21 protein-coding genes and 1 pseudogene are annotated in these 20,871 nt (G+C 52.2%); 18 read left to right on the top strand and 4 right to left on the bottom strand.

What is annotated here, in order from left to right; translation table 11 throughout:
* The first annotated feature begins 66 nt into the window (after nt 1-66).
* The 7 genes from ACR02O_RS00110 to ACR02O_RS00080 all read left to right on the top strand — a co-directional run bounded on the left by ACR02O_RS00110 (nt 67) and on the right by ACR02O_RS00080 (nt 5,462).
* The gene (locus ACR02O_RS00110) at nt 67-645 is read left to right on the top strand and encodes a DUF502 domain-containing protein (RefSeq protein ID WP_033155879.1); all 579 of its coding nucleotides are present in this window, start codon (nt 67-69) and stop codon (nt 643-645) included.
* 85 nt (nt 646-730) lie between these two features.
* The gene (locus ACR02O_RS00105) at nt 731-1,222 is read left to right on the top strand and encodes a CinA family protein (protein ID WP_033155880.1); all 492 of its coding nucleotides are present in this window, start codon (nt 731-733) and stop codon (nt 1,220-1,222) included.
* A gap of 177 nt (nt 1,223-1,399) precedes the next feature.
* Nucleotides 1,400-2,185, top strand: a complete 786-nt coding sequence (locus ACR02O_RS00100; RefSeq protein WP_494522528.1) for a M48 family metallopeptidase — start codon at nt 1,400-1,402, stop codon at nt 2,183-2,185.
* Nucleotides 2,185-3,387 carry a succinyldiaminopimelate transaminase gene (gene dapC, locus ACR02O_RS00095; RefSeq protein WP_494522527.1) on the top strand — a complete coding sequence of 401 codons (1,203 nt, stop codon included), beginning with the start codon at nt 2,185-2,187 and terminating at the stop codon, nt 3,385-3,387. Before ACR02O_RS00100 ends, dapC begins: the two co-directional genes overlap by 1 nt.
* A 125-nt stretch (nt 3,388-3,512) precedes the next feature.
* Nucleotides 3,513-4,331, top strand: a complete 819-nt coding sequence (gene dapD / locus ACR02O_RS00090) for a 2,3,4,5-tetrahydropyridine-2,6-dicarboxylate N-succinyltransferase (protein ID WP_205453028.1) — start codon at nt 3,513-3,515, stop codon at nt 4,329-4,331.
* A gap of 82 nt (nt 4,332-4,413) precedes the next feature.
* Nucleotides 4,414-4,788 (top strand): CCDC90 family protein, encoded by a 375-nt coding sequence (locus tag ACR02O_RS00085; protein WP_171696648.1) that lies wholly within the window; start codon nt 4,414-4,416, stop codon nt 4,786-4,788.
* Between the two features lie 122 nt (nt 4,789-4,910).
* Entirely contained in the window at nt 4,911-5,462 is a 552-nt protein-coding gene (locus ACR02O_RS00080) for a hypothetical protein (protein WP_458138394.1), read from the top strand.
* Here ACR02O_RS00080 and ACR02O_RS00075 read toward each other — a convergent pair.
* The gene (locus ACR02O_RS00075; RefSeq protein WP_458138393.1) at nt 5,459-6,163 is read right to left on the bottom strand and encodes an aldose epimerase family protein; all 705 of its coding nucleotides are present in this window, start codon (nt 6,161-6,163) and stop codon (nt 5,459-5,461) included. The genes ACR02O_RS00080 and ACR02O_RS00075 overlap by 4 nt on opposite strands.
* 285 nt (nt 6,164-6,448) lie before the next feature.
* Here ACR02O_RS00075 and ACR02O_RS00070 point away from each other — a divergent pair, with 285 nt between their 5' ends.
* The 6 genes from ACR02O_RS00070 (at nt 6,449) to ACR02O_RS00045 (ending at nt 12,412) form a co-directional block, all read left to right on the top strand.
* Nucleotides 6,449-6,886 (top strand): hypothetical protein, encoded by a 438-nt coding sequence (locus ACR02O_RS00070; RefSeq protein ID WP_458138392.1) that lies wholly within the window; start codon nt 6,449-6,451, stop codon nt 6,884-6,886.
* A gap of 358 nt (nt 6,887-7,244) precedes the next feature.
* The gene (locus ACR02O_RS00065; RefSeq protein ID WP_033155885.1) at nt 7,245-7,490 is read left to right on the top strand and encodes a hypothetical protein; all 246 of its coding nucleotides are present in this window, start codon (nt 7,245-7,247) and stop codon (nt 7,488-7,490) included.
* 6 nt (nt 7,491-7,496) lie between these two features.
* Entirely contained in the window at nt 7,497-7,835 is a 339-nt protein-coding gene (locus tag ACR02O_RS00060; protein ID WP_458138391.1) for an ArsC family reductase, read from the top strand.
* Nucleotides 7,835-8,965 carry a succinyl-diaminopimelate desuccinylase gene (gene dapE, locus ACR02O_RS00055; protein WP_458138390.1) on the top strand — a complete coding sequence of 377 codons (1,131 nt, stop codon included), beginning with the start codon at nt 7,835-7,837 and terminating at the stop codon, nt 8,963-8,965. The genes ACR02O_RS00060 and dapE overlap by 1 nt, the downstream gene beginning before the upstream one ends.
* A 341-nt stretch (nt 8,966-9,306) precedes the next feature.
* The gene (locus ACR02O_RS00050; RefSeq protein ID WP_458138389.1) at nt 9,307-11,628 is read left to right on the top strand and encodes a sensor domain-containing diguanylate cyclase; all 2,322 of its coding nucleotides are present in this window, start codon (nt 9,307-9,309) and stop codon (nt 11,626-11,628) included.
* Between the two features lie 49 nt (nt 11,629-11,677).
* Complete coding sequence (locus tag ACR02O_RS00045) at nt 11,678-12,412, top strand: TIGR00266 family protein (RefSeq protein WP_033155888.1); 735 nt, start codon at nt 11,678-11,680, stop codon at nt 12,410-12,412.
* Between the two features lie 13 nt (nt 12,413-12,425).
* Here ACR02O_RS00045 and radC read toward each other — a convergent pair whose 3' ends face one another.
* Nucleotides 12,426-13,100 (bottom strand): RadC family protein, encoded by a 675-nt coding sequence (gene radC / locus ACR02O_RS00040; protein ID WP_033155889.1) that lies wholly within the window; start codon nt 13,098-13,100, stop codon nt 12,426-12,428.
* A 177-nt stretch (nt 13,101-13,277) separates the two neighbouring features.
* Nucleotides 13,278-13,469, bottom strand: a complete 192-nt coding sequence (locus ACR02O_RS00035) for a hypothetical protein (RefSeq protein WP_494522526.1) — start codon at nt 13,467-13,469, stop codon at nt 13,278-13,280.
* A gap of 198 nt (nt 13,470-13,667) precedes the next feature.
* On the opposite strand from ACR02O_RS00035, the gene ACR02O_RS00030 reads away from it, so the two are divergent.
* Both ACR02O_RS00030 and ACR02O_RS00025 read left to right on the top strand, forming a co-directional pair.
* Nucleotides 13,668-15,284 carry an alkaline phosphatase D family protein gene (locus ACR02O_RS00030; protein WP_494522525.1) on the top strand — a complete coding sequence of 539 codons (1,617 nt, stop codon included), beginning with the start codon at nt 13,668-13,670 and terminating at the stop codon, nt 15,282-15,284.
* Nucleotides 15,285-15,368: 84 nt separating this feature from the next.
* Nucleotides 15,369-16,604, top strand: coding sequence for a glycerophosphodiester phosphodiesterase (locus ACR02O_RS00025; RefSeq protein WP_494522524.1), 1,236 nt, complete (start codon nt 15,369-15,371; stop codon nt 16,602-16,604).
* Nucleotides 16,605-16,799: 195 nt separating this feature from the next.
* On the opposite strand, the gene ACR02O_RS00020 is transcribed toward ACR02O_RS00025, so the two are convergent.
* Nucleotides 16,800-16,931 (bottom strand): hypothetical protein, encoded by a 132-nt coding sequence (locus ACR02O_RS00020; protein ID WP_494522523.1) that lies wholly within the window; start codon nt 16,929-16,931, stop codon nt 16,800-16,802.
* A gap of 119 nt (nt 16,932-17,050) precedes the next feature.
* On the opposite strand from ACR02O_RS00020, the gene parC reads away from it, so the two are divergent.
* The 3 genes and pseudogenes from parC (at nt 17,051) to ACR02O_RS00005 (ending at nt 20,859) form a co-directional block, all read left to right on the top strand.
* Nucleotides 17,051-19,288 carry a DNA topoisomerase IV subunit A gene (parC, locus tag ACR02O_RS00015; RefSeq protein WP_458138384.1) on the top strand — a complete coding sequence of 746 codons (2,238 nt, stop codon included), beginning with the start codon at nt 17,051-17,053 and terminating at the stop codon, nt 19,286-19,288.
* A 154-nt stretch (nt 19,289-19,442) separates the two neighbouring features.
* Nucleotides 19,443-20,018, top strand: a pseudogene (locus tag ACR02O_RS00010) (IS5 family transposase); the annotation flags it as partial.
* Between the two features lie 90 nt (nt 20,019-20,108).
* A protein-coding gene (locus tag ACR02O_RS00005) for an IS5 family transposase (protein ID WP_129871393.1) occupies nt 20,109-20,859 on the top strand; the annotation gives its coding sequence in 2 pieces (ribosomal slippage) (nt 20,109-20,396 and nt 20,398-20,859; 750 coding nt in all).
* Nucleotides 20,860-20,871 lie beyond the last annotated feature (12 nt).

Below are 20,871 nucleotides of genomic sequence, written 5' to 3'. Positions count from 1 at the left end.
TTAACCGGCGTAACTCTGCTAAAACCTAGTTTCCTAACAACTATAATTAATAAAGGTAGGCGCATCATGAAGAAAATCCTTAACCACACCCTGATCGGCATTCTGGCGTTTATACCGGTTATGGTGATTGTACAAATCGTGTTGTTCGTGAAAGACCGACTTACCGATTTGTTTCAATTCGTTTACGGTTATTCCGATAATTATCTGGTGACATTTCTGTTGTTTGCCGCCAGTTTCGCGACCATTACCTATGTGGGGAGTCGGGTCAGCCTGGGCCGGTTTTCCATCATCGCGATGTTCGAACACCTGATCGAGCGCATCCCGCTGTTAAGTACGATTTACCGGGTGACCAAGAAACTGGTGAACATGATTGCCGGCCATCAATTGCAAGAGCCGCGCGAAGTGGTGTACATCGAATATCCAAAGGAGGGCATTTGGGTACCTGCCTACGTAACCAACAAGACCGACGACCGTTATGTGTTGTTTGTGCCGACTTCGCCTAATCCTACTTCAGGGTTTGCGGTGATTGTTCACGAATCGAAAGTGGTTAAATCGGACATGAGCATCGAGCAAGTGACCAGCTTTATCATCAGCGTCGGCGCCGATTTCGAAAAAGTCTCGGAAATCGCCAAATTGCCTAAGTAAATTCGCCCGTCTGTTGCAGCGATGACCTTTTCGCTGCAACAAAATCCCTTTTCGGCTTGATGCCGTATCAGCTAACCGGACTGCCATGCACGATCCAAGCTATTTACTCGCCGAAGCGCTCGGCAATCGACTAAACACCCTGAGTCTACGTCTGGCTTTGGCGGAATCCTGCACCGGAGGCGGTATTGCCAAGGCAATTACCGATGTGCCGGGCAGTTCCGGATGGTTTGATCGGGGTTTTGTCACCTACAGCAACGATGCCAAGATCGATATGCTGGGTGTCAAACCGGAGACTTTGGCGAGAGTGGGGGCGGTTAGCGAGGAGACTGCTTTGGAAATGGTGGCGGGCACTTTGACCAATAGCCTGGCCGATCTGGCTTTGGCCGTCACCGGTATTGCCGGGCCGGACGGCGGCACGCCGGTAAAGCCGGTCGGAACCGTATTTATCGCCTGGCAAATGCGCGGCGCTAAAGGCGCTTGTTTGCAGAAACAATTCAGCGGCGACCGGCAGTCGATACGCCAGCAGGCAACGCTGTTTTGCTTGCAGCAACTTTTACACATGCTGGAAAACGCCTAATCCCGGCGATTTTTATTTCTTCGACAGCGTCTGATCCAGGTATTTTCAAGAGCTGTTCTGTAAATAGCCTGGGTTCAATCCGGAGTCGGAATAAGGCTTGATCGGCCAAAAAGCTTTTAACTCCGGCTCACAAGTTACGTTAAAATGTCGCTTCTTTTGCTTGCGGATGTTGTCGCCATGTTGAAAAAATTCCTGCTTTCCACGGCTGTTTCCTTAGCGCTAACTGCTTGCGCTACTAGCCCTACCGGCCGTTCCCAGTTTATCTACATGTCCGATAATCAGGTCGATCAAATGGGTTTGCAATCCTTCAGTGACATGAAAAGCAAAAACCCTATTACGCAAAACCCACGCTACAGTCAATTTGCTAGCTGTGTGGCGCAAGCCATTACCCAACAAACCGGCGGGCAATGGGAAGTGGTGGTGTTTGAAGATGAAACCCTGAATGCGTTTGCATTGCCTGGCAACAAAATTGGTGTACATACCGGTCTGATCAATCTGGTCGACAATCAAGATCAACTGGCGGCTGTCATAGGTCACGAGGTAGGCCACGTCCTGGCGCGCCACAGTAATGAGCGTTTGTCGCAGGAAACCGCGGTCAGCACCGGATTATCGATGGTGCAAGCCGTGTCGCAGCCGCAAACCGCATTGGGGCAAACTGCGCTGGGCTTATTAGGCGTTGGTGCCCAATACGGTGTCATTCTGCCGTTCAGCCGGGTGCATGAAACCGAAGCCGATACCATCGGTTTGGATTTAATGGCCAAAGCGGGATTTGATCCGCGGCAGAGCGTGAATTTGTGGTTGAAAATGGATAAGGCTGCGCAGGGCGGCCAACCTATCGAATTTATGTCCACCCATCCATCGCACGGTAGCCGCATCGAGAACTTGAATCAGCACATGAATCAAGCTTTGCAGATACAGCAACAAGCTCGAAACAACGGCAGACAACCGCGTTGCAGTAAATAATGAATCCGCATTTATCCCAGTTACATCCTTACCCGTTTGAAAAGCTTGCCACGCTGAAACAAGGCATTACGCCGCCAGCCGATAAAGCGCATATCGCCTTGTCGATTGGCGAACCCAAACATGCCACCCCGCACTTCATTCAGGAAGCTTTGCTACGGCATTTGCATGGCTTGACCCAATACCCCACTACCAAAGGCTTGCCGGAACTGCGTCAGGCGATAGCCGACTGGACTTGTCGCCGTTTTGGTATTCCTGTGGGCGGTGTGGATGCCGAGACTCAGGTACTGCCGGTCAACGGTACCCGCGAGGCCTTGTTCTCCTTGGTGCAGGCCATAGTCGATCCGGCCGACAAGCCGGTGGTGATCATGCCCAACCCGTTTTATCAGATCTACGAAGGCGCGGCTTTGTTGGCTGGCGCCGAGCCGTATTATCTGAATACCGTCGAAGCCGACGGCTACTTGCCGGATTTTGACAGCGTGCCGGAGGCCATCTGGCAACGGTGCCAGTTGATGTTTATTTGCTCGCCGGGCAACCCCACCGGTACGGTGTTGACTCAAGCCGAGCATCTGAAATTATTGGCTTTGGCCGAAAAATACGATTTTGTGATTGCCTCGGACGAATGCTACACCGAACTGTACGACGACGAGGCCAATCCGCCGCAAGGCTTGCTGCAAAGCGCTTATCAGGCCGGCATTACCGATTTCAAACGCTGCGTGATTTTTCAAAGCCTGTCCAAGCGCTCCAATGCGCCCGGCTTGCGCTCCGGTTTTGTGGCCGGCGACGCCGAGGTGCTGAAACAATATTTCAAATACCGCACCTACCACGGCTGCCCGATGCCGGTGCCGACCCAGCACGCCAGCATCGCCGCCTGGAACGAGGAGGAACACGTCAAGCTTAACCGCCAGTTGTACCGCGACAAGTTCAGCGCGTTTATCGAAATTTTGCAGGATGTTTGCGAGATCAGCCGGCCACCAGCCAGCTTTTACATCTGGCTGAAGACGCCAATCTCCGATACCGAATTTGCGCAAAAGCTGTTTGCCCAGCAAAACATTACGGTGTTGCCTGGTAGTTACCTTTCTCGCGAGAGCGGCGGCATCAATCCCGGCGCCAATCATGTGCGGATAGCCTTGGTCGCGCCTATTGAAGAGTGTGTAGAAGCCGCGCAACGGATTAAAGCATTTCTCAATGAAAACAAGCCGTAGGAATTTCCCCTCTTTGAAAAAGAGGGGCTAGGGGAGATTTTTAGATAAATCCCCCTCGATCCCCCCTTTTACAAAGGGGGAAGAAACCCAGACCCTTTTTTAAAACCATTCCAAGAAGTGAAACCATGTCAAACCTGGAAACCATCATCAACGACGCCTTTGAAAACCGCGCCGAAATCAGCCCGTCCACCGTCTCAACCGAAGTGCGTAACGCGGTTGCCGAAGCCTTGAATATGCTTGATAAAGGCGAAGCCCGCGTTGCCGAGAAAAAAGACGGCGATTGGGTCACCAACCAATGGCTGAAAAAAGCCGTGTTGCTGTCGTTCCGCATCAACGAAAACAAAGTCATCGAAAGTGGTGACGTGCGTTATTACGACAAAGTGCCGACCAAATTCGGTCAATACAGCGAAGCCGATTTTGCTCAAGCCGGCGTCCGCGTGGTGCCGAATGCAGTAGCCCGTTACGGTTCCTACATTGCGCCGGGCGCGATCCTGATGCCGTCTTACGTCAACATCGGCGCTTACGTCGATAGCGGCACCATGGTCGACACCTGGGTGACCGTGGGTTCTTGCGCGCAAATCGGTAAAAACGTGCATCTGTCCGGCGGCGTCGGTATCGGCGGCGTACTGGAACCGTTGCAAGCCAACCCCACCATCATCGGCGACAACTGCTTTATCGGTGCTCGTTCCGAGATCGTCGAAGGCGTGATCGTCGAAGACAATTGCGTGGTATCGATGGGCGTCTACATCGGCCAAAGCACCAAGATCTTCAACCGCATGACCGGCGAAGTGACTTATGGCCGTATCCCGGCCGGATCGGTAGTCGTCTCCGGCAACCTGCCTTCCAAAGACGGCAGCCACAGCTTGTATTGCGCGGTGATCATTAAGCAGGTGGACGAGAAAACTCGCAGCAAAACCGGGATTAATGAGTTGTTGCGGGATTAATCGCTCGCTTTCTGATGCATGGCGCTGGTTTGGCGCCATGCGTTACAATGTTGGCACGGCTTTTTCCTTGAGGGCGTAGGGCATGAACGCAATTCCATTCGATACCTTAAAATTTGCGCTGCGTTTAAAGGCGGCGGGTTTTACCGAGGCGCAAGCCGAAGTAATCACCGAAATGCAAAAGGAAGTCGTCGACAACACGCTGGAACAAGCCAGGCACGATTTTCATCTCGACGATGTCTCCACCAAACGCGATTTAAAGGACTTGGAAGTCGTATTGCGTACCGAAATCAAAGCGTTGGAATCCGAGTTAAGCCACAAAATCGAATTACTCCGAGCCGACACTCGACGCGATCAAGCGGAAACCAAAGCCGATTTAACTCGCTGGATTGTCGCCGCCGGGTTCTTGCAAACTACAGTCATTGTGGCGGTGTTGCTGAAAATAGCGCATTTGGTTTGATTCTTCACGGAGACAGTTGTTAACCGGCCAAGATTTTTTCCTTGTTACTCCAGTCCCGGCATAGTGGTTCTGGTTGGCCTGTATACTCCAAGCTGCTTAACAAAACGCCATGAGGGAGTGCGATGTCCAAAGCAAACAAAGTGAGGTTTTGGAGCTTATATGCTGTGTGCCTGCTGAGCTCGGGCGTCAGAGCCATCGAAAACTGCCCCATAGAACGTGCCCGTTATGAATTGATGGGGGACGAAAAGTTCTCCGCCGGTTTTGACATTAAGCCTACGCGAGTTAATCCGGCCGGAGAGCTTGTGATATTTGTGTCGTCGTTAGCCAGTCAATACACCTACTGGTTCAGATTGAATTCGGGAAACGGTTACTCAATACTGTCCATGACGCCTTTGGAGCAGCCCAAGCCCGGTTCGGAGTCTATACTGCTCCGTGACGCGTCAACGACGCAGCACGAGTTGACCGAGTTTCAACCGATATTCTTGATCGACGAAAATCTGGTGTTTTTTCCTCCAGAGTCCGCTCGGCCGGGTTTGGCTGCACCAATGTACCTGTTTCCAGCAGCTCTCGCTCCAAGTCTTTGGTACCACAGTGGATCGCTCGGCAATCCCGAAAATACCCGCGAATCGATGCTCCGTGCTTTGTTTAAATATAAGGATTGTCGGCAAAGTTAAATTTTATTCGCCCTGATGGTAAACACCATTACCAACTCCTCATCCTGTTGTAAGGTCAACGGCGTCGGCAGGCCGTCCGGGCCTGGTTGCTTGCCGATAATCGGCTCGATGCAGACATACTCGGCTTTTTTGTCGCTCCAAATGCCAAAAGCCAACGAAAGTCCTGCCGACAATGGCGAGATGTCGCAAGCCATTGTGACCGCGTAATCTGCTGTGCTTAACTTGATCGGTGCCGCTGGCGAGTTGGCGTGATGTACTCTCAAGCTATCGTGCGGGAGAGCCGAGACCTCAATATGCGTGTCCGCAATATCGATAAAACTGTTGGGCGAAATCGAAAAATAGGGGTGAAAGCCGGGGCGTACCAAGGCGGTTTCCGACAGCGCGCGAATGCGGGTGCTGACTGTCAGGGTTTTGCTGTTTGCTTCCGTCTGCTCCTGCCAATCGGTAATTACCTCGACGCTGCCCCAGTTAGTTTCGTCAGGCGCCGTGAGGTTTTTTTGGTGCGGCAGATCGCTGTCACAAGGGGTTATGCGGTATTCGCCGTGTTTAAGCGCGAAAGGCGGCGACAATTCCTCAAAATTAGGTATGCACAGATACACACCGCCGCGCGAACCGCCGTCGGCTTTATCGTGTAAAGGTTGGATAATATGAATGTCGTCTAACTGCCAATTGACTAGGGTGCCTGTGTCGGTGAATTTCATGAGGGAAAATGTATCCTGTGCTGGAATGGTTTTACGGTATTGGGTATGGCGATAATTGAGTGAGTTTTTAGGGCGCGCGATGTGGCATAAGTTGCCAGTCTGCGGTCATGGGTCTCAAAAATAAGTGCCTTGAGGGCTATTGTAAACAACGGGGCAGGGAATATGGGGATTTCAGGTTGGCTTGATGATGTTTCTGTAACCGGGCGCTGCTGATAGACTCAGGATTGTCGAATTTTCGACTGTAATAAAATTAAGCGGTAACCTTGTTTTATCCAGGTCGAGACGATGCAAACAACCGATATTTTTTCCTTGAAAAGTCACGCCGGCGAATATCAAGATTGGCCATTGCAGACCCAATTGCTGATAAATGGTTTGCCGAGCTCGTCTTATGTGCCCGGCTATCGGCTTTTGCATCAATTTCAAACTCCCGCGCATGAATACCTGTTAATTTGCGATTGGGATTGCCCCTTTGAAGAAGCCACAGAGATAATCTTGCTGGATAGCCAGTTCAACGTGCTGGCGGTGCGTTCGTTTGGCGTGCCCTACGGCTCTTTCTGGCTGGACGAGGTGTGGGTGTTGGACGATGCCAACCTCAAGCTTAGGTTTTTTCGAGATGAGGATTGGCAAGTGACTATCACGCCGCAAAACGTCCCTTGCCTGCATTTTTCAAGCAGAAGTTGGCTACCGGTGTTTCGATCGCGGATACAGTTAAAACGGCTTTAAGCGGATAGATCGACCGGACGCGGTCTGCCGCTCGGGTTTGTGCGGCTATGCAGCCCTAGGTAGGAATTTTCCGAACCAACCGATGTAATTGCAAATGTAGCTGGTAAGCTTGTCCTGAGAATCGAAACGGGAGTATGCCCGGCGGAAAATAGCCGGTCAGGGAAAGTAGACGGCGCGCGAGGGAGTTTTAACGCATGGCAAGGATGAGCGGCTATGCGTTACAATGCGGGCATAAGTTCCAAGGAGGCAACACAGCATGAATGCGAACCCTTTCGATACGCTGCCTACGCGCAGTTGATTTAATTGCCGCCAGTTGCCGGCCCCGTTTTTCTCTTCAATCCTAACCTGCGAGCACATCATGCCAGAAAATATTTCCAATAATGCCCTAATCCTCGCCCTGTTATCTCTGAACGGCGAGATCGCTATTCAAAAAGACTACCTGGAATCCGATGAAATTCCGGAAGACGAGGTAGCCGATGAGGAAGAAGTGCTGGACGATTTGGAGCAGGCTTTCATGGAGTTTGTGGACGTTTACAAAGCGCGTGCCCACGCCGATAAAACCTTGCCTAGCCTGGAAGAATTGTTGGCCGGCGAAGAAGGCTAATAATCCATGTTGGTAATGTACGGCATCAAGAACTGCGATAGCGTTAAAAAGGCGCGCACTTGGCTGGAAGCGCGGCAGATTGCCTACCGCTTCCACGACTATCGAATCGATGGCCTGGATGCGGCTTTGCTGCAGCGCTTTGTCGATACGCTGGGCGTGGATGCCGTGCTTAACCAGCGCAGTACCAGCTGGCGCCAATTGGACGACGCCCAAAAAACCGATTTAACTCCCGACAAAGCCGTGCAACTCATGCTGGCTGTGCCGACCCTGATCAAGCGCCCGATTCTGGATGATGGAGAGCAACTGATCGTCGGCTTCAATCCCGATCAGTACCCTACCGAATAATGAGCGAAACCCTTTCTTTGCTAGAAGCGTTGATTCGTCGCGAATCAGTGACCCCCCACGACGCCGGTTGCCAGGATTTGCTGGCGCAGCGCTTGACCAAGCTTGGCTTTACTGACGAACGCCTGAATTTTGCCGATACCCAAAACCTCTGGTTGCGAAAAGGGCAACAGGCGCCGCTGTTTGTGTTCTTAGGGCATACCGACGTGGTGCCGACCGGGCCTTTGGCGGCGTGGGATTCCCCGCCGTTCGAACCAACCATCCGCGATGGCAAGCTTTACGGCCGTGGTGCGGCGGATATGAAAGGCGGCATTGCCGCGTTTGTCACGGCCGTCGAGCGTTTTGTGGCGGAATATCCAGAACATAAAGGCTCAATCGCCATCATGATGACTAGCGACGAGGAGGGCGTAGCCACCAACGGTGTCGTCAAAGTGGTCGAAGTGCTGGAGCAACGCGGCGAAAAAATCGATTGGTGTCTGGTCGGCGAACCGTCCAGCGATAAAAAAATCGGTGATGTGATTCGGGTCGGTCGGCGCGGCTCCTTATGCGCCAAGCTGACTGTATTGGGTATCCAAGGCCATGTGGCGTATCCGGAACTGGCGGAAAATCCGATTCACACGTTCGCGCCGGCGCTGAAAGAGTTGACCGAGGAAGTGTGGGACCACGGTAACCAATTTTTCCCGCCTACCCGTTTGCAAGTTTCCAACATCAACGGCGGTACCGGCGCGGAAAACATCATTCCCGGCCAGGTGGAAGTGCAGTTCAATCTGCGGTTTTGCACGGAGCTGGACGAAGCGACCATCAAGGCCCGTACCCAGGCAATTTTGGACAAACACGGCTTTAAATACGATCTGCAATGGCGCTTGTCCGGCAACCCATTCCTGACCTCGCAAGGCGAATTAATCGACGCCACGCATGCCGCGATTGAAAGCGTCTGTGGCTTTCAAACTTTGGACGATACCGGCGGCGGCACCTCCGACGGCCGTTTCATCGCCCCGACTGGCGCACAAGTAATTGAGTTGGGGCCTTTGAATGCCAGTATTCATAAAGTCAACGAGCACATTGGCCTGGACGAGCTGGAAGTTTTAAGCCGAATTTACCAACAGATTTTGGTCAATTTACTGGCGCATTAAACGGGTTCTTAAAATATAGGCACTCCTGCTTCTGCGGGAGCTCAACTGCCTAAACAGGGTTCTCACCGGGCCCGTGTAAACAATTGTCTTCTCCCAGTCGTCACCCCTCGGCCTCTAATACTCTGCCCAAACCGCTGGCAAGTTAGAGAAAAGCCAGCCCATGATTGAGCTATGCCGAAGCGCTCAAGGGATTATCTTCAAGCAGTGATTACCGAAGGTTTGATCCGGAAATTTCGCCGGATACTAATCGCAACGACCACGCTATACTTTTAAGCCTAGATTGTGGCGCAAGCTTGGCCGACGGTCTGAAACGGAATATTCCGATATCAACAGGGGAAAGCATGACTACTAGCCCTGCTCCACAAAAGTTATTGGCGCGCTACCGGCATTACTATCCGGCTCTCCTGATTTTGCTGATTTCGCTGTCTGCCTTGTTTGTGGCTTGGCAAGATCTGAATTGGCGTTATCAGCAGCGTTTACAGGAATATTTCGATTTTGAAACCCAACGCCTTACCAGCGACATCAGCAAACGTATGGCTTTACATGGCCAAACACTACGTAGCGCCGCCGGCTTGTTTGCCGCAAGCTATGAGGTTACCCGCGAGGACTGGCGTGCTTTTGTTGAAATGCTGGAGTTGGATCGCAGCCATCCGGGGGTGCAAGGCGTGGGCTATACGGTCTGGATTCCCGCCGGACAGCTTGAACAGCATATTGCCGATATTCGCCGCCAGGGCTTTCCTGACTATGTAGTTAATCCGTTAGAACCGCGCAGCGAATATTCCAGCATTATCTACTTGGAGCCGTTCGGCGGCCGCAATCTCCGCGCCTTTGGCTACGATATGTACTCTGAACCGATTCGGCGCAAAGCGATGGAGCGCGCGCGGGACAACGGCGAGTTGGCCTATACCGGTAAGTTGGTTCTAATCCAGGAAACCAAGGCCGATTTACAAGCCGGGATGTTGGCGTATTTTCCGGTGTATCGCAACGGCAGCATCCCACAAACCTTAGAGCAGCGCCGTTCTGCGCTGCTGGGCTGGGTATACATTCCTTATCGCATGAATGACTTGCTGAAAGCTATCCTGGGACAGGATTTATTGGCCTTGCGCCTGGAAATTTTCGATCAGGACGATCTCAGTGCCGAGGGCCTGCTTTTCGATAGTCAGGCCAGCTTGGTGCCGGCAGCGTTTAAAACCGATGCCGGTGCCATGACTCGCATACAGCGCCTGGATTTGGGCGGGCATTTTTGGACCTTGCGTTACAGTGCCATGCCAGCCTTCAGCAAGACCGCCAGATTCGAGCCGCCCTGGGTTGAAGTATTGGCGTTGGTGCTGATCAGCTTTTTGCTGTTTTTTATTACCTGGGCCTATATCAATGCACGCCGAAACGCGGAGATTGCGCTGCAATTGACCGAGTCGTTACGGCAAAGCGAAAGCCGGTTCCGCAGCTTGTTCGAAAACTCGCCGGTGGCCTATCTGGCAATGGATAGACAAGGTAATTTGTTGGATGTCAATCCGCAATTGTGTGCGCTGCTGGACTACGACATTGATGAACTGATAGGCCGCAAACTGTTTGAGTTCATTTCGCCGGAAACCGGACAGGATTTTCGGCTAAAACTGCACCTGCTGAATCACTACGGTTTGCTGGAATGCGAATTGTCGCTGCTGACAAAATTGGGTCATATGTTGACCGTGATTCTGGACGGCCGCTTGCAGGGCGATAAGGCCCGACCTGCCGTTATTCATTGCATTTTGACCAATATTACTGAGCGCAAGCGCGCCGAAGATAAATTGCAATTGGCGGCCCGGGTGTTTAGCGATGCGCATGAAGGCATCACCATCACCGATGCGGCCGGCAATATTATCGATGCCAACCCGACTTTTTGCGCGATAACCGGCTATGCCCGCGAGGAAGTGATCGGCCGCAATCATAGTATTTTGCAGTCGGGAAAACACGATGCGCAATTCTATAAAGACTTGTGGCAAACCCTGCAAACCGAGGGTTGCTGGCAAGGCGAGATATGGAATCGCAAGAAAAGCGGCGAGTTATATGTCGAATTGCTGACGATCTCGGCCATGCGCAACCGCACCGGCGAAATTCTGAATTATGTCGGTTTGTTTTCGGACATCACCCAAGCCAAACTTCAGCAGCAGGAGCTGGAGCGCTTGGCCCATCACGATCCGTTGACGCAATTGCCTAACCGCATCTTGTTCAACGATAGATTTTGTCAGGCCTTGGCGCGCTGTAAACGCGACAGTACCTTATTGGGCGTTGTGTATATGGATCTGGACGGGTTCAAACAGGTCAACGACCAGTTCGGCCACGAGGCTGGCGATACATTGCTGATCGAGGTGGCTAAGCGGATAAAAGCCAATTTGCGCGAGGACGACACGGTGTGCCGATTAGGCGGTGACGAATTTGCCTTATTGATGGGCGGTCTGGAATCCAAGCCGCAGTGTGAGCAGGCTTTGCTGCGTGTTCATCAGGCGATTTCCCAGCCCTACTATATCGGCGGGCAAACCGCGAAAATTGGCGTCAGTAGCGGTATTACCTTATGTCCCCTGGATGTGGGGACGCCGGATTGCTTACTCAGTCACGCCGATCAGGCCATGTATCTTGCCAAACAGCAGGGCCGAGGCAGCTATGAATTTTTTCAGCCCGGTTGAGTCTGCTTAGCAAGCGTTTAATTTTTCAACTCAATAAGAGGATATACCTATGCGTTGCCATCAAGTCGATTATCAGATTATCGGTCATGACATTCAAATGGTCGAAGTCGAGCTCGACCCCAAAGAAACCGTGATCGCCGAAGCGGGGGCGATGACGTATCTGGAGCAGGATATAGACTTCGAAGCCAAGATGGGCGACGGTTCCGGTGGGGTGATGGATAAGCTGTTTGGTATCGGCAAACGCATGCTAACCGGCGAGTCGGTATTTTTGACCCATTTCACCAATCACGGTGCGCAAAAACGCCGGGTGGCCTTTGCCGCGCCGTTTCCGGGCTCAATCGCGGCATTGAATATGGCTGAATTGGGTGAAGAAGTGATTTGCCAGAAATCGGCGTTTTTAGCGGCGGCTTACGGCACCCAAGTGGATATCGCTTTCAACAAACGCTTGGGTAGCGGCTTTTTCGGTGGCGAAGGTTTTATTCTGCAACGTCTGCGCGGTGACGGCATGGCCTTTATCCACGCCGGCGGCACGGTGATCCGTAAGGAATTGCGTAACGAAACCTTGCGTCTGGATACCGGCTGTCTGGTGGCGTTCAGCGGCGACATCGATTACAACATTGGCATGAGTGGCGGCTTGAAAAGCATGCTGTTCGGCGGTGAGGGCTTGTTTCTGGCGACGCTGACAGGCACCGGTTCGGTGTGGATCCAGAGCATGCCGTTTTCACGCTTGGCGGAGCGGGTGTTAAGCCAATATAAGCCAACTATCGGTCAAGATAGCCAGTAGCGGCGGTCAAGCGCTAAAGCAAGCCATGTTCGGCAAACGAAAAGGGTTGGCCGTCGCCGACGATGAAATGATCCAGTACGCGGATGTCGAACAGGCCCAAGGCCTGTTTGAGTTTGTCGGTAATTTGCCGGTCGGCTTGGCTGGGTTCGTTGATGCCGGACGGATGATTGTGAGCAAATATGACCGCCGCCGCATGATGAAATAAGGCCCTTTTTGCCACTTCGCGCGGATAGACGCTGGCACCGTCGATGGTGCCGCGAAACAGCTCTTCCCATTGAATCACCCGATGCTGGTTGTCCAGAAACAGGCAGGCGAACACTTCGAAACTGTAGCTACGCAATTGGGCGCTGAGATAAGCGCGAGTGATGTCCGGGCTGGTCAAGGCGCTGCCGCGTTGCAATATCTCGGCGAAATGGCGGCGGGCCATTTCCAGTACGGCTTGTAATTGGGCGTACTTTGCATCGCCTAAACCGTTGCTCCGGCAAAAGCGTTGTTGATCGGCACCAAGCAGCGCCTGCAAGGAGCCGTATTCGCTCAACAAATCCCGGGCCATATCCACCGCCGACTTGCCGGGCGTGCCGGTGCGCAGAAAAATCGCCAGTAGCTCGGCGTCCGTCAGCGCGGTAGCGCCACGCTGCAAGAGTTTTTCACGGGGTCGCTCGTCTGTGGGCCAATTCTTGATGCTCATCAACTCCTCCCGGCCGTTAATAATTGATTTTAAGCATAGAAGAAGCAGAAGGAGTTTGCCATGAAGCAAACTGAAAAGATTAAATGGCTAATTGCGCCGAGACTTTAGGTGCGCTGCACGCAAAGTTAGCGATGAAGGGAATGTTTGCAACGTTTTGGTATACATGGTTGCCGCAGCTTAGCGAAGGGGGCTGGCTCCTGTTGCGAAGCCTAATTTGTCCGCCAGCAAGGCCAGCAATCGTTCGGTTTCCGCCATGCCTTTCTCGTCGCGCGGATACAGCTGCAGTTCGGCAGGCAAACGGGCGTCGATGGATTGCAGCGATTCGTGCATGGTATATAAGGTTGCTTCGCTGGTGATCAGCACCGGCATAGTCTTGGCATCGGCACACTGACTTCTTCCCGATACGGTACCCCGCGGTAATCGAGCATCCAGCGCACTAACTCGCTGATATGGGATACCGGAATCGTCGATAAACCTTTCCGGTTCTTTCTCTTAGCGCCTTAATCAGATTGTCATTTGCCGCTGCCTATAATCCCGGCCTCTTCATAACGCTTAGGAGCAGTCGCAATGCAATTACTAAAACCCAGGCCGCCATTCTTAAAACCCGCCAAACTGGCATTGGCATTAGCCGGCTTGTCAGCGCTGAACGCGCCGGTATTTGCGGAAACCGTTGATGTACCGCAAATGGAGCAAGGCATTCAGATCGGCGATTTAGCGCCTGGACGCGCTATCGTGTGGAGCCGCGCGGATCGGCCGGCGCGGATGATGCTGCAATATGCTTATAACCCGCAGTTCAAGGACGCGATTAGTGTCCGTGGCCCGTATGCATTGGCAGAAACCGACTTTACCGCCCGCCAGGACTTGACTGGATTAGCGGATGGCAAAGACGTGTATGTGAAAGTCTGGTTTGAAGATTTAACCAACGCTCGCGGCAAAAGCGCAGCGGAGGTTGGCCATTTCCATACTATCGGTAAGCGCGACGATATTCGTTTTGTTTGGGGCGGCGACACCGCTGGTCAAGGCTGGGGTATCAACGAGAGCTTTGGCGGTATGAAGATTTACGAAGCGATGCGCCAAGTCCAGCCGCAGTTTTTCATTCAAAGCGGCGACAACGTGTATTCGGACGGGCCTATTCCGGAGAGCAAACTGGCCGAGAACGGCCAGATTTGGACTAATGTGGTCACGCCGGAAGTAAGCAAAGTCGCTGAAACCTTGGACGAGTTCCGTGGCCGCTACAAATACAATCTGTTAGACGAAAACGTCCGCCGCTTCAACGCCGAAGTGCCGCAAATCTGGCAGTGGGACGATCATGAAGTGGTGAATAACTGGTCAGATTCCAAAGACCTGAGCGCCGATCCGCGCTACACCGAAAAAAATGTACCGACGTTGATTGCCCACGCCACTAAAGCCTTCTTGGAGTATGCGCCGTTGCGTCCGCACGACGCCGAAGAATCCGAGCGGATTTATCGCAAAATTTCCTACGGCAAACTATTGGACGTGTTCGTACTGGATATGCGCAGCTATCGCGGCCCTAACACCGCCAATCTGCAAACTCAAGAAAATGCCGAAACCGCTTTCCTCGGTGCCGAGCAAATGGCTTGGCTGCAGGACGAGTTGAAGCACTCTAAAGCCACCTGGAAAGTCATCTCCGCCGACATGCCGATTGGTTTGAATATCGGCGACGGTAACACGGTCCAAGGTCAAGCGCGTTGGGAAGCTGTAGCAAACGGCAACGATGGGCCGGCTGCCGGGCGGGAACTGGAAATGGCTCGTCTGTTGAGTTTTATCAAGCATGAGCAAATCAACAATCTGGTTTGGCTGACTGCCGATGTCCATTATGCCGCCGCGCATTATTACGATCCCGCCAAAGCGGCATCCAAAGACTTCGCGCCGTTCTGGGAGTTCGTCGCCGGTCCGTTAAATGCCGGCTCCTTCGGGCCCAACAGCACTGATGGCACCTTCGGTCCGCAAGTGGTTTTCTCGAAAGCGCCGCCAGCCGGTCAAGCCAATCTGTCGCCTTACGCCGGCTTGCAATTTTTTGGCGAAGTGAATATCGACAAGAAAAGCCGCGCCATGACGGTGGATTTTAAGGACATCGACGGCGCCGTGGTGTTCAGTAAAACCCTAGCGGCGGAAGCCGAGCGTGAACGCGAGCACGATCATAACGACCGCGATCACGACTAAAGCCAAGTTGCCGGGACGGTAATTGCCGCCCGGCCATTTCTCTGGTTAAGCCATTTAACTTCAAGCAAAATAAGGACTCTATTCATGTTGAAACCCACGTTATTGACTATAGCCATGCTGGCTGCTATCGGTATCCAAAACAGTGCTCAGGCGCAGCCGCACAGTGAACATCACGAACACGCCAGTGCCGGCCCGCTGGTCATCGGCCATCGCGGCGCGTCCGGCTATCGTCCCGAACATACGCTGGCTGGCTATGCACTGGCGATTGAACTGGGTGCGGATTTTATCGAACCGGATCTGGTGCTGACCAAGGACGGCCAGATGATTGCCCGCCACGAACCGATGATAGGCGGCACCACCGATGTGGCCAATCATCCGGAATTTACTGATCGCAAAACCACTCGCATGGTGGATGGCGTGGCCGTGACCGATTGGTTCGCCAGCGACTTTAGCTTGAAAGAAATCAAAACGCTGCGCGCTATTCAAACCCGTGGCCGGGATAATTCATATGACGGTGAGTTTGAAATCCCGACTTTGAATGAAGTGATTGCGCTGGCCAAGCAGCAAAGCGAAAAGACCGGCCGCCGCATTGGTATCTATCCTGAAATCAAACATTCGACTTATCACGCCGAACTGCAGAATGCTAAGGGTAAGCCGCTGTTTGGCAAGCATTTCTTCGAAGACAAACTGCTGAAAAAACTGCATAAGGAATATGGCAACAGTGCTTGCGCACCGGTGTTTATCCAGTCTTTCGAAGTCAGCAATCTGCAATATTTAAGCCGCAAGACCAACATCAAATTGGTACAGCTGATCGATGCCGACGACGTCAATGCGGACGGCTCAATATCTCTGGTTGCACCTTACCAACAGCCTTATGACTTTGTGATAAAAGGCGATCAACGTACATTTGCCGATTTGCTGAGTAGCGACGGTCTGGATTTTGTTAAATCCTATGCGGATGCGATTGGTCCTTGGAAGCCGTATTTGGTAAAAACGGTTGCCGACGGTGTGGATCGTGACGGCGACGGCAATATCACTATCAACGACCGTCGGTTAGAAGGCAGCACCGGTGTCGTGGAAATGGCCCACGATAAAGGTTTGCTGGTGCACACCTGGACGTTCCGCAACGACGCCAGTGGTTACGGCTTTGCTGATCCGCAACAGGAAATGACCTATTACTATGATTTAGGTGTGGATGGCTTGTTTACCGACTTTGCCGACACCGGAGTTGCGGCCCGTAACGCCTCGGTGCACGGGGATGGCACGCAGGCTGGAGAATGTTGCGGATTGGAGTGGAGTCACCTAGGGCGTCATCGTTAGCGCTAGTCGATGATTGTCATTATGTTCTGCAAGCTCCATGGCTTGCGGAGCATCGCCTTGGTGTTAGGCGAACAAGCGCCGGAACGAGTTGTACTTTACTATTGATACGTTAGCGGCGAGCTTGTTCCAGCGGATGGTGGTAGTCATTAGTTGGCCTAGCGTGCCGTGCCCGGGCATAACCTCTTCCCCGAAAGGTTAACTACGCATGGCAAAGCGTATATGATTTGGATAGCTGGCAAGTTTGTCGGTGTCACGTGATGCCGGCTTGGAGTGGCTAAAATTCTTGATCAGCACGCAACGAATTTGGCTTTGTTTGGGTTGATTCATTGAATCCACCCAGAGAAGGCCAATGTCCAGCACCCCATCATGCTACGACTGTGGTATTTTAGCCGCCCTCTACTTCGTCGCGGTTCGGCGGCTTTCAACACAGGATTACTCGCAAAACCATGGGTGTACAGGAAAACTTCGAACAACTCCCGCTAAAAGAATTCACCGAAAAAGCTTATCTGGATTATTCCATGTATGTAATTTTGGATCGGGCTTTACCGCACATCGGTGACGGCCTAAAGCCAGTACAGCGCCGTATCGTGTACGCGATGTCCGAGTTGGGCCTAACGGCGTTGGCCAAATACAAAAAATCGGCCCGTACCGTCGGTGACGTGCTGGGTAAATACCATCCGCATGGCGATTCGGCTTGTTACGAAGCCATGGTGTTGATGGCTCAGGACTTTTCTTACCGTTATCCCTTGATTGATGGCCAGGGCAACTGGGGGTCGCCGGATGATCCAAAATCTTTTGCCGCCATGCGGTACACCGAGTCACGGCTGACCGCTTACGCGCAAACCTTGCTTAGCGAATTGGGGCAGGGCACGGTGGACTGGACCGACAATTTCGACGGCACCTTAAAAGAGCCCAGTCTCATGCCGGCCCGCTTGCCGAATGTGCTGCTGAACGGCACGATGGGTATCGCAGTGGGTATGGCAACCGATATTCCGCCGCACAATCTGCGCGAAGTCGCCAATGCTTGTCTGCAATTACTGGACGATCCGGAAACGCCACTCGAAAATTTGCTGACGCATATCAAAGGACCGGATTATCCAACGGATGCCGAGATTGTGACGGCTAGTGTCGATATTCAAAAAATGTATGCGACCGGTAACGGCTCGATAAAGATGCGCGCCAAATATGAGCTGGAAGACGGCAATATCGTTATCACGGCTTTGCCGCATCAGGTCTCCGGTGCCAAGTTGCTGGAACAGATTGCTGCGCAAATGCTGGCGAAAAAGTTGCCAATGATCGAGGATTTACGCGACGAATCCGACCACGAAAATCCCACGCGCCTATTAGTGATTCCCAAAACCAAGCGCATCGATGTCGATGCGGTAATGTCGCATTTATTCGCCACGACTGACCTGGAAAAGAATTATCGGGTCAATATGAATATGATCGGCTTGAACGGGAAGCCGCAGGTCAAAAATCTAAGGATGATTTTGTCTGAATGGATCAGCTTCAGAACCGAAACTGTGCGCCGGCGTCTGCAATATCGCTTGGATAAAGTGCTGGCACGTTTGCATATTCTGGAAGGTTTGCTGATCGCTTATCTGAATATCGACGAAGTGATCGCCATCATCCGTAAAGAAGATCACCCCAAACCGGTTTTGATGGAGCGGTTTGGTCTGAGCGATTTGCAGGCGGAAGCAATCCTTGAGCTGAAATTGCGGCACTTGGCCAAGCTCGAGGAAATGAAGATTCGGGGCGAACAGGACGAATTGGAGCAGGAACGCCAGGCTTTGGAAAAAACCTTGGGCTCTGAACGCTTGTTGAATCGACTGATCCGCAAGGAAATCGAACGCGATGCGGAAAAATACGGCGATGATCGGCGTTCACCCATCGTTGCGCGGGATGCGGCTCAGGCCCTGGATACCACTGAGCTTATCGCGAATGAACCGGTGACGATTATCTTGTCGCAAAAAGGCTGGATCAGGGCGGCCAAAGGCTATGACATAGAAGTCGAAAGTTTGAGCTATCGCGCCGGCGATGCGTATTTATCGTCAGCGAAAGGCCGGACCACGCAATCGGCGTATGTATTGGACTCCACGGGCCGAGTCTATACCATTACGACTCATGATTTGCCCTCTGCGCGAAGTCAGGGTGAGCCGCTGACCGGTCGGCTTAATCCGCCGCCAGGTAGTTTGTTTACCGATGTATTTACTGGGCAAGCCGACGATTGGCTATTGATTGCCAGTAATGCCGGTTACGGTTTTCGAGTGCAGCTAAAAGAGCTGCAAAGTAAAAATAAAGCTGGGAAGGCGTTGTTGAGCTTGCCAACTGGCGCCAAAGTTTTAACGCCGGCGCCGATTCCAACTGGTCACGACTTGCTGGCGGTTGCGACCTTGCAGGGTAGATTGTTGATATTTCCAGCGTTGGATCTGCCCGAGTTGGCGAAAGGCAAGGGTAATAAACTAATTCAGATTCCTGGCGGAGACTTGGTTTCCGGTAAGGATGCTGTGGTCGCGGTAACGGCGTTGTCGGCGAGCAGCGAATTGAAAATCGTCTCAGGCAAGCGGCATGTCACCCTGAAAGCCATGGATATTGCCCAATACACTGGCAATCGTGCGAATCGTGGCACAGCATTGCCGCGTGGTTTCCAAAAAGTGGATGGGTTGGAGTGTATTGTTGCTTAATACTTTGCCGGTGCTGGACATATTATTGGGAGTTTAAAAGCTTTTTTGGGATTTTTTGTACCAACTAGGGGCTGTTGCCATTTTGTCATAATCCCTTTGAAAATCGATTGGCGAGCCATATTGATTGAGTTTTCAATCAAACGATAACTAGCGAATGCCACGCCAACTGCTTACAGATACCCACTGGGAAAAGCTAAAAACGATTATGTTGAGTTTCAGCATTTACGACAAACCCGGTCTTCGGCAAACGGTCGAAGGGATTTTTTATCGCTTGCGTGTTGGCTGCCCTTGGCGAGACTTGCCCGTCGCTTTTGGCAAGTGGAATGCCGCGTACAAGCGCTTCAATGCCTGGTCACTGCAAGAAAAGCTGAGGGGTATCTTTCAAGCGCTAGTGATTGAGCCTGATTTGGAATGGCTATTTATTGATGGCAGCATTATTAAAGCCCATCAACACAGTAGCGGCGGCGCCCATGAAAATCCAACAGCCATCGGGAAATCGGTCGCAGGCAACACGACCAAAATCCATATGGCGGTTGATGCCGGTGGACTTCCCATCCAGTTTTCGATTACGGGGGGCGAAGTACATGACTGCAAAGAAGCGCCGGAATTTGTGGCCAAGCTCCCCCAGGCGGGCTACATGATTGCAGACAAAGGGTATGACAGCGAGCCGTTACGGATTCAAATTCGAGACCAAGGCACAGTCCCCATCATCCCAAGAAAACAAAATTCAATAGGGGCTGTTGCCATTTTGTCATAATCCCTTTGAAAATCGATTGGCGAGCCATATTGATTGAGTTTTCAATCAAACGATAACTAGCGAATGCCACGCCAACTGCTTACAGATACCCACTGGGAAAAGCTAAAAACGATTATGTTGAGTTTCAGCATTTACGACAAACCCGGTCTTCGGCAAACGGTCGAAGGGATTTTTTATCGTTTGCGTGTTGGCTGCCCTTGGCGAGACTTGCCCGTCGCTTTTGGCAAGTGGAATGCCGTGTACAAGCGCTTCAATGCCTGGTCACTGCAAGAAAAGCTGAGGGGTATCTTTCAGGCGCTAGTGATTGAGCCTGATTTGGAATGGCTATTTATTGATGGCAGCATTATTAAATGCCCATCAACACAGTAGCGGCGGCGCCCATGAAAATCCAACAGCCATCGGGAAATCGGTCGCAGGCAACACGACCAAAATCCATATGGCGGTTGATGCCGGTGGACTTCCCATCCAGTTCTCGATTACGGGGGGCGAAGTACATGACTGCAAAGAAGCGCCGGAATTTGTGGCCAAGCTCCCCCAGGCGGGCTACATGATTGCAGACAAAGGGTATGACAGCGAGCCGTTACGGATTCAAATTCGAGACCAAGGCACAGTCCCCATCATCCCAAGAAAACAAAATTCAATAGTCGGGAATGAGGAAATGGACTGGTGTCTCTATAAATATCGCCACCTCGTTGAAAACGTATTTGCGCGACTGAAACATTTTAGAGCTATTGCCACCCGATATGACAAACTAAAACGCAATTTTGAAGGTGCTATCGCCCTGGCTTGTGCATTTATATGGTTACCGATGTGAAACGGCAACAGC

The sequence above is a fragment of the Methylomonas sp. PHL2-19 genome, from assembly GCF_059331595.1.
The sequence above is the reverse complement of the archived record's forward strand: the minus strand, read 5'-3'. Positions and strand labels throughout refer to the sequence as shown.

Bases quoted from the DNA above. Each gene is read 5' to 3' on its own strand.
- ACR02O_RS00110 (WP_033155879.1), top strand. From the start codon at position 67: ATGAAGAAAATCCTTAACCACACCCTGATCGGCATTCTGGCGTTTATA.
- ACR02O_RS00105 (WP_033155880.1), top strand. From the start codon at position 731: ATGCACGATCCAAGCTATTTACTCGCCGAAGCGCTCGGCAATCGACTA.
- ACR02O_RS00100 (WP_494522528.1), top strand. From the start codon at position 1,400: ATGTTGAAAAAATTCCTGCTTTCCACGGCTGTTTCCTTAGCGCTAACT.
- dapC (WP_494522527.1), top strand. From the start codon at position 2,185: ATGAATCCGCATTTATCCCAGTTACATCCTTACCCGTTTGAAAAGCTT.
- dapD (WP_205453028.1), top strand. From the start codon at position 3,513: ATGTCAAACCTGGAAACCATCATCAACGACGCCTTTGAAAACCGCGCC.
- ACR02O_RS00085 (WP_171696648.1), top strand. From the start codon at position 4,414: ATGAACGCAATTCCATTCGATACCTTAAAATTTGCGCTGCGTTTAAAG.
- ACR02O_RS00080 (WP_458138394.1), top strand. From the start codon at position 4,911: ATGTCCAAAGCAAACAAAGTGAGGTTTTGGAGCTTATATGCTGTGTGC.
- ACR02O_RS00075 (WP_458138393.1), bottom strand. From the start codon at position 6,163: ATGAAATTCACCGACACAGGCACCCTAGTCAATTGGCAGTTAGACGAC.
- ACR02O_RS00070 (WP_458138392.1), top strand. From the start codon at position 6,449: ATGCAAACAACCGATATTTTTTCCTTGAAAAGTCACGCCGGCGAATAT.
- ACR02O_RS00065 (WP_033155885.1), top strand. From the start codon at position 7,245: ATGCCAGAAAATATTTCCAATAATGCCCTAATCCTCGCCCTGTTATCT.
- ACR02O_RS00060 (WP_458138391.1), top strand. From the start codon at position 7,497: ATGTTGGTAATGTACGGCATCAAGAACTGCGATAGCGTTAAAAAGGCG.
- dapE (WP_458138390.1), top strand. From the start codon at position 7,835: ATGAGCGAAACCCTTTCTTTGCTAGAAGCGTTGATTCGTCGCGAATCA.
- ACR02O_RS00050 (WP_458138389.1), top strand. From the start codon at position 9,307: ATGACTACTAGCCCTGCTCCACAAAAGTTATTGGCGCGCTACCGGCAT.
- ACR02O_RS00045 (WP_033155888.1), top strand. From the start codon at position 11,678: ATGCGTTGCCATCAAGTCGATTATCAGATTATCGGTCATGACATTCAA.
- radC (WP_033155889.1), bottom strand. From the start codon at position 13,100: ATGAGCATCAAGAATTGGCCCACAGACGAGCGACCCCGTGAAAAACTC.
- ACR02O_RS00035 (WP_494522526.1), bottom strand. From the start codon at position 13,469: ATGCCGGTGCTGATCACCAGCGAAGCAACCTTATATACCATGCACGAA.
- ACR02O_RS00030 (WP_494522525.1), top strand. From the start codon at position 13,668: ATGCAATTACTAAAACCCAGGCCGCCATTCTTAAAACCCGCCAAACTG.
- ACR02O_RS00025 (WP_494522524.1), top strand. From the start codon at position 15,369: ATGTTGAAACCCACGTTATTGACTATAGCCATGCTGGCTGCTATCGGT.
- ACR02O_RS00020 (WP_494522523.1), bottom strand. From the start codon at position 16,931: ATGAATCAACCCAAACAAAGCCAAATTCGTTGCGTGCTGATCAAGAAT.
- parC (WP_458138384.1), top strand. From the start codon at position 17,051: ATGGGTGTACAGGAAAACTTCGAACAACTCCCGCTAAAAGAATTCACC.